Here is a 6,751-nt window from a genome sequence, read left to right on the forward strand (position 1 = left end):
ACAGAAAATCATAACAGGAATGCCGGTTCCGGCTCTTTTGGAGTCGTAATAATGCTATTTAAATCAAACAGTGGATTTTTAGGGCGCGCTCATTCTCTCTTCGCCTTCACGACGCTTGTCTGCGCCCCGTGCGCGCAGGCCTGGACCCAGGAGTACGTGGGTAGCGAAGCGCAGAGCTCTGCGGCCGAGCGTTTTACCTGGGACAGCGAGCGGGCGCCGGATTATAACGATATTCTGGCCGAGCGCATTAACGCCTCGATGAACTCGCCGGGCGTGGCGTTCGGCACCGCCGACGGCGGCTCGGTGGATCCAACCCGTACCCTGAGCGTACAGCTGAATATTCCTTTGGGCGGCCAGATTACCACCGGTCCGGTGGCCGGCTGGCGCTACGACGGGACTTCCGCATCCATCTGGAATGAGTTTGGCGACAGCGCCAGCACCGCGGCGCAAAACGATCCTCTCTGGCATGCCAGCATCAGCACCCTCGGCTGGCGTATTAATACCCAGCCGCTGTGGGGCGTGCATCCCTGGGCGCAAATCAGCTATAACCAGCAGTTCGGCGAGAATCAGTGGAAGTCGCAGTCGGGCCTGAGCCGCACGCCGACGTCAACTCAGGACGGCAGCTGGCGGGATGTTACCCTGGGGGCCGATATGCTGCTGATGCCGAATTTTTCTGCCTATGCCTCTTTCTCGCAGGCAGACAATTTGAGTGTCAACACCAACTACATTTACATGATGGGGATGAGTGCCAGATTTTAACAAATTAGCTTCTTTAAATCATGGTTGTTTACTTTTGTATCTCTTTGATAGCAAGGCTTCCGCCGTAAGTAACTGCTCACTTTAAGTATTCATTATCGTTGTTAATGTCATTCATTCCGCCTCCGGTGCATTTCATTCCGCAGCGGAGGCAGTTCATGCCTTTTTCCCCCTTTGCGCGCGCGTCTTCATTAATGTAGGCAGCAGTTAATATTGATAAGGCGCTTGCTATGAATAGTGCAATTAAACCGTCAACCCGCTGGCTTACCCTGCTTGGCACCATCATCACCCAATTTTCGCTCGGCTCCGTCTACACCTGGAGCCTGTTCAACGGCGCGCTCTCCGACAAGCTCGGCGAGCCGGTGAGTAAAGTGGCATTTTCCTTCGGTCTGCTGAGCCTGGGGCTGGCTATTTCATCCTCCGTTGCCGGCAAGCTGCAGGAGCGCTTTGGCGTTAAGCGCGTGACTATCGCCTCCGGTATTCTGCTGGGCCTCGGCTTTATGCTCACGGCGCATGCCAACAATCTGCTGATGCTCTGGCTGAGCGCCGGTGTACTGGTGGGTCTGGCAGACGGCGCAGGTTATCTGCTGACGCTGTCGAACTGCGTGAAATTCTTCCCGGAACGCAAGGGCCTGATTTCGGCATTTTCCATTGGTGCTTACGGCCTGGGCAGCCTCGGCTTTAAATTCATCGACAGCCAGTTGCTGTCCTCGGTAGGGCTGGAGCGGACCTTCACTATCTGGGGCGCTATCGTGATGGTGGCCATCGTCTTCGGTGCGATGCTGATGAAAGACGCGCCGCGTCAGGAAGTCAGCACGACTAACGGCGTGACCGAGAACGACTTCACCCTGGCGCAGTCAATGCGTAAACCGCAGTACTGGATGCTGGCCGTGATGTTCCTGACCGCCTGCATGAGCGGCCTGTACGTGATTGGTGTCGCGAAAGATATCGCGCAGGGGATGGTACATCTGGATGTAATGACTGCCGCTAACGCCGTTACCGTTATCTCGATTGCCAACCTGAGCGGTCGCCTGGTGCTGGGCATCCTGTCCGACAAAATAGCCCGCATCCGCGTCATCACCATTGGCCAGATTATCTCGCTGGTGGGCATGGCCGCGCTGCTGTTCGCACCGCTCAACGCGGTTAGCTTCTTCGCCGCTATCGCCTGTGTAGCCTTTAACTTCGGCGGTACCATTACCGTGTTCCCGTCGCTGGTTAGTGACTTCTTCGGGCTGAACAACCTGGCGAAAAACTACGGCGTGATTTATCTCGGCTTCGGTATCGGCAGCATCTGCGGCTCGATTATTGCCTCGCTGTTTGGCGGCTTCTATGTCACCTTCTGCGTCATCTTCGCGCTGCTTATTCTCTCACTGGCACTCTCTTCCACCATTCGCCAGCCGGGACGGGAAGTGCTGCGCCAGGCGCATGCCTGATTAGATAGTTTGCCCTTCCTCAAACAGAGCCCCGCCCGGGGCTCTTTGTCGTTTTAAGTCCGCTTCACTCTCTTTTCTGATGCACCGTACCGGTAATTCCCCGGCATTATCTGCATGCATGTGTAAAAAAGTGTCCAGTCTTGTCTCGCCGTGACACTTTTACTCCGCCCGGGGGTCTACTCATCAGCGCTGGTGATGATTTCGTTTTTTACCGGCCTGTTTACTTCGTTCTCTTACATTGCCTAAGGGGACATTTTTGTTTGTGCCCACTCTATCTTGTCGTCCTGCCGCTGGTTGGGCGGCAGAAATGAGCTGCCGCACGTTCCCTTTTTCAGGGTTTGCTTGCATGAATTACATTAAATCGTTAACCCAGCAGAAACTTTGCCTGTTTCTGGCTGTGTATATTGGCCTGTTTCTCAACGGCGCAGTGCTGTTCCGACGGCTGGAAAGCTATGTTGAAAACCTGACGCTAAAAAACGGCATTCTGGTTTTTATTGAGCTGTTCGGCTCTATTCTTGCCACCTTCGTTTTGCTGCGGCTGCTGTCGCTGTTTGGGCGCCGGACGTGGCAGGTGCTCACTTCGCTGATTGTGGTGATTTCCGCTGCCGCCAGCTACTACATGACATTCTTTAACGTCATTATCGGCTACGGTATTGTGGCCTCGGTAATGACCACTGATGTCGATCTCTCTAAAGAGGTGGTGGGCGCCGGGCAGATTATCTGGAGCGTGCTGGTTAGCCTGCCGCCGCTGTTTCTTATCTGGAGTAATCGCTCAAGGGTAACTCTGCAGCATCAGCTGCGCACCCGGGGCCTGCGCCTGCGCAGCGCTCTGGCTTTAGTTGCCGCCGGGCTGCTGGTGTGGGCGCCGATTCGCCTGATGGATATCCAGCAAAAGCAGACCGAGCGCGCAACCGGCGTTGATATGCCGAGCTACGGCGGCGTGGTGGCTAACTCCTACCTGCCGTCGAACTGGCTTTCTGCGCTGGGCCTGTACGCCTGGGCGCAGGTAGATGAAACCTCCGACAGCCAGTCGCTGATCAATCCAGCGAAAAAATTCCACTACGTCGCGCCGGGTGGCGATCTCGATGATACTTACGTGGTGTTTATTATCGGCGAGACCACCCGCTGGGATCACATGGGGATCCTGGGCTACGACCGCGACACCACGCCGAAGCTGGCGCAGGAGAAAAACCTGGTGGCGTTCCGGGGAACCTCCTGCGACACCGCCACTAAGCTCTCTTTGCGCTGCATGTTCGTGCACGAAGGCGGCGCAGAGGACAATCCCCAGCGCACGCTCAAAGAGCAAAACGTGTTTGCGGTACTGCGACAGCTCGGCTTTAGCAGCGATCTGTTCGCCATGCAGAGTGAAATGTGGTTTTACAGCAACACGATGGCGGACAACATCGCCTACCGCGAGCAGATCGGCGCCGAGCCGCGCAACCGCGGCAAGCGGGTTGACGACATGCTGCTGCTCGATGAGATGGCGCTGTCGCTGGAGCAGCATCCGCAGGGTAAGCACCTGATTGTCCTGCATACCAAAGGGTCGCACTACAGCTACTACCAACGCTATACCCGGGATTTCGCCCGCTGGACGCCGGAGTGCAAGCATCTGAATAATGGATGCAGTAAAGAAGAGCTTATCAATGCCTTCGATAATTCAGTGCTCTATACCGATGCCTTTATTAGTCGGGTGCTGGACCAGCTGCGGGATAAGAAAGCTATCGTGATGTACGCCTCCGATCACGGCGAATCGATCAACGAACGCGAGCGCCTGCACGGCACGCCGCGCAAGCTGGCCCCGCCTGAACAGTTCCGGGCGCCGATGCTGATGTGGATGTCGGATAAGTACCTGCAGGACCCGTCGCATGCCAGCGCTTTTGCCCACCTGCAGCAGCAGGCGCAGGCCGGCGTTCCGCGCCGCCACGAGGAGATTTACGACACGCTGATGGGCTGCCTGGGCTATACCTCGCCGGACGGGGGCATTAATGAAGATAACAACTGGTGCCATATTCCGGGGCAGGGGAGATAGCGGCTGTCGCAGGCTATCTGGCGGCAGGTACGCGGTTTTTTGCTCCTTAATATCGGTAAATGGCGAGTTTATCGCCGGTCAGCGGCCTTTATGAATAAAAGGGATTGACGGGGTAGGGGTGTAGCAGTAAGATGCGCCCCGCATTCGGTGATTGGCGCAGCCTGGTAGCGCACTTCGTTCGGGACGAAGGGGTCGGAGGTTCGAATCCTCTATCACCGACCAAATTTAAAAAGCCTGCTCAACGAGCAGGCTTTTTTGCATCTGAGCCCGAAGAGGAGTCGAACCTCCGGGGGTAGAGGTTCGATTCGAGCGTAGCGAGAAAACGTTGCGCAGCAACGGCCCGAAGGGCGAGCCGCGTAGCGGCGAGTCATCCTCTATCACCGACCAAATTTAAAAAGCCTGCTCAACGAGCAGGCTTTTTTGCGTCTGCGCCCGTACTCGAATCGAACCTCCGGGGGCAGAGGTTCAATTCGAGTACGGGCGCGGCGAAGTCTATTTGCGCAGGCGGATCTGATCGACGGAGTGGTTTTCACTCTTGGTCAGGATCAGGCTCGCACGCTCGCGGGTTGGCAGGATGTTTTCTTTCAGATTAACCAGGTTGATCTCATTCCACAGCGCTGTGGCGATATTGACCGACTCGTCCCGCGTCAATTTGGCGTAGTTGTGGAAATAGGAATCGGGATCGGTGAAGGCGCCCTCGCGGAACTTCAGGAAGCGGTTGATATACCATTTCTTCAGCATCTCTTCCGGCGCATCAACGTAAATAGAGAAGTCCACAAAGTCTGAAACAAAGACGTGATGCGGATCGTGCGGATAATCCATGCCGCTCTGCAAAACGTTCAGACCTTCCAGAATCAGGATATCCGGATGCGTAACCGTTTTATCGCCATCCGGGATCACGTCATAAATCAGGTGCGAATAGACCGGGGCGGTAACGTCAGCGGCGCCGGATTTAATGTCCGATACAAACTTCACCAGCCGGTGCATATCGTAGGATTGCGGGAAGCCTTTTTTCTTCATCAGGCCGCGCTCTTTCAGCACCTCATTCGGATGCAGGAAACCGTCAGTGGTGATTAGCTCAACGCGACGATGCTCCGGCCAGCGGCTCAGTAAGGCCTGCAGCACGCGCGCGGTGGTGCTTTTTCCGACCGCGACGCTGCCTGCAATGCTAATTACATAGGGGATTCGGGGCGTATTGGTGCCGAGAAACTGCTCAAGCACCGCCTGACGGCGCAGGTTCGAGCTGATATAGAAGTTAAGCAAACGAGAAAGCGGAAGATAGATCTCCGCAACCTCTTCCAGGGAGAGGTCTTCGTTGATGCCCTTGAGCCGCGTAATTTCCCCTTCAATCAGGGTCATCGGCACAGAATCGCGAAGTGAAGCCCACTGGCTGCGGTTGAACTGTAAATAGGGCGTCATTAACGTTTGCTCTTTTTTGCTCATAAGCATGCTCTGTCGACCATCATCTGCATCATTCGCTTTAAGGCGATGGCGCATTACATCTGTAAGTAAAGACAATGGGCAGGAGGTTAAACCAGTTTGGATTAAACCAGAAGGAAAAATAGGAATAAGTGATGGTTAAGGCATCAGCGGTCACAGGGTTGACGTTTATCTACGCTCAGAGCCGCTGCTGGTGCGGAATTATTGTTTGATTTGCACGCACTTTGCATATTTTTTGAATTGTTGCGCTCAAAATATGCGCAATAGAACATTTTATGCAAATTTTTAGTTGCATGGTTCGCCCGCTCTCCCTAGAATGCGCGCTACTTGATGCCGACTTAGCTCAGTAGGTAGAGCAACTGACTTGTAATCAGTAGGTCACCAGTTCGATTCCGGTAGTCGGCACCATCAAGTCCGGTGGGGTTCCCGAGCGGCCAAAGGGAGCAGACTGTAAATCTGCCGTCACAGACTTCGAAGGTTCGAATCCTTCCCCCACCACCACTTTCTGGCAGCGATTTTGCTGCATGAGCTGACAAGCTGGTTCGTCAGTTCGAAGATAAAAAGCGAGAAATCGCTTTTTAGTTACAGAAAGAACTGGGTAGCCGAGTTCCAGGATGCGGGCATCGTATAATGGCTATTACCTCAGCCTTCCAAGCTGATGATGCGGGTTCGATTCCCGCTGCCCGCTCCAGACGTGCTGATATGGCTCAGTTGGTAGAGCGCACCCTTGGTAAGGGTGAGGTCCCCAGTTCGACTCTGGGTATCAGCACCACTTCACTATCTCCTCCCCGTTTTCTCTGTTTCTCTTGCATTCAACAAGTCAGGCATATTGCCTGGTTGATGTGGTGATATCACCGATTTATCCGTGTCTTAGAGGGACAATCGATGTCTAAAGAAAAGTTTGAACGTACAAAACCGCACGTTAACGTCGGTACTATCGGCCACGTTGACCATGGTAAAACGACGCTGACCGCTGCAATCACTACCGTACTGGCTAAAACCTACGGCGGTGCTGCTCGCGCATTCGACCAGATCGATAACGCGCCGGAAGAAAAAGCTCGTGGTATCACCATCAACACCTCTCACGTTGAAT

The 6,751-nt window shown here is 54.6% G+C and carries 5 protein-coding genes, 5 tRNA genes and 1 other RNA gene; 10 read left to right on the plus strand and 1 reads right to left on the minus strand.

The window, feature by feature from the left end; all coding sequences use genetic code 11:
• Nucleotides 1-51: 51 nt before the first annotated feature.
• From QZ766_RS00135 to QZ766_RS00155, 5 genes are all read left to right on the plus strand, one after another.
• Nucleotides 52-759 carry an autotransporter domain-containing protein gene (locus tag QZ766_RS00135; protein ID WP_297196023.1) on the plus strand — a complete coding sequence of 236 codons (708 nt, stop codon included), beginning with the start codon at nt 52-54 and terminating at the stop codon, nt 757-759.
• Nucleotides 760-986: 227 nt separating this feature from the next.
• Nucleotides 987-2,189: an MFS transporter gene (locus tag QZ766_RS00140; protein WP_297196025.1), complete on the plus strand. Its 1,203-nt coding sequence runs from the start codon at nt 987-989 to the stop codon at nt 2,187-2,189.
• 346 nt (nt 2,190-2,535) lie between these two features.
• Nucleotides 2,536-4,218 (plus strand): kdo(2)-lipid A phosphoethanolamine 7''-transferase, encoded by a 1,683-nt coding sequence (gene eptB / locus QZ766_RS00145; RefSeq protein ID WP_297196027.1) that lies wholly within the window; start codon nt 2,536-2,538, stop codon nt 4,216-4,218.
• A 145-nt stretch (nt 4,219-4,363) separates the two neighbouring features.
• A tRNA-Pro gene (locus tag QZ766_RS00150) sits at nt 4,364-4,440 on the plus strand.
• Between the two features lie 33 nt (nt 4,441-4,473).
• Nucleotides 4,474-4,605, plus strand: a non-coding RNA gene (locus QZ766_RS00155) — RtT sRNA.
• Between the two features lie 105 nt (nt 4,606-4,710).
• Here QZ766_RS00155 and coaA read toward each other — a convergent pair.
• Nucleotides 4,711-5,661, minus strand: coding sequence for a type I pantothenate kinase (gene coaA / locus QZ766_RS00160; protein ID WP_297196029.1), 951 nt, complete (start codon nt 5,659-5,661; stop codon nt 4,711-4,713).
• A gap of 329 nt (nt 5,662-5,990) precedes the next feature.
• Here coaA and QZ766_RS00165 point away from each other — a divergent pair.
• The 5 genes from QZ766_RS00165 to QZ766_RS00185 form a co-directional block, all read left to right on the plus strand.
• Nucleotides 5,991-6,066 (plus strand) — tRNA-Thr (locus tag QZ766_RS00165).
• An 8-nt stretch (nt 6,067-6,074) separates the two neighbouring features.
• A tRNA-Tyr gene (locus QZ766_RS00170) sits at nt 6,075-6,159 on the plus strand.
• Between the two features lie 115 nt (nt 6,160-6,274).
• Nucleotides 6,275-6,349: transfer RNA gene (locus QZ766_RS00175), tRNA-Gly, on the plus strand.
• Between the two features lie 5 nt (nt 6,350-6,354).
• A tRNA-Thr gene (locus QZ766_RS00180) sits at nt 6,355-6,430 on the plus strand.
• A gap of 113 nt (nt 6,431-6,543) precedes the next feature.
• A partial coding sequence (locus QZ766_RS00185) for a GTP-binding protein (protein ID WP_000031660.1) occupies nt 6,544-6,751 on the plus strand: 208 nt, incomplete at its 3' end.

Source organism: uncultured Pluralibacter sp. (assembly GCF_913775985.1).
Classification (GTDB): domain Bacteria; phylum Pseudomonadota; class Gammaproteobacteria; order Enterobacterales; family Enterobacteriaceae; genus Pluralibacter.

What these genes read in the sequence shown, in the direction of transcription:
- coaA (WP_297196029.1), bottom strand. Translation starts at nt 5,661, where the DNA reads ATGAGCAAAAAAGAGCAAACGTTAATGACGCCCTATTTACAGTTCAAC.
- eptB (WP_297196027.1), top strand. Translation starts at nt 2,536, where the DNA reads ATGAATTACATTAAATCGTTAACCCAGCAGAAACTTTGCCTGTTTCTG.
- QZ766_RS00140 (WP_297196025.1), top strand. Translation starts at nt 987, where the DNA reads ATGAATAGTGCAATTAAACCGTCAACCCGCTGGCTTACCCTGCTTGGC.
- QZ766_RS00135 (WP_297196023.1), top strand. Translation starts at nt 52, where the DNA reads ATGCTATTTAAATCAAACAGTGGATTTTTAGGGCGCGCTCATTCTCTC.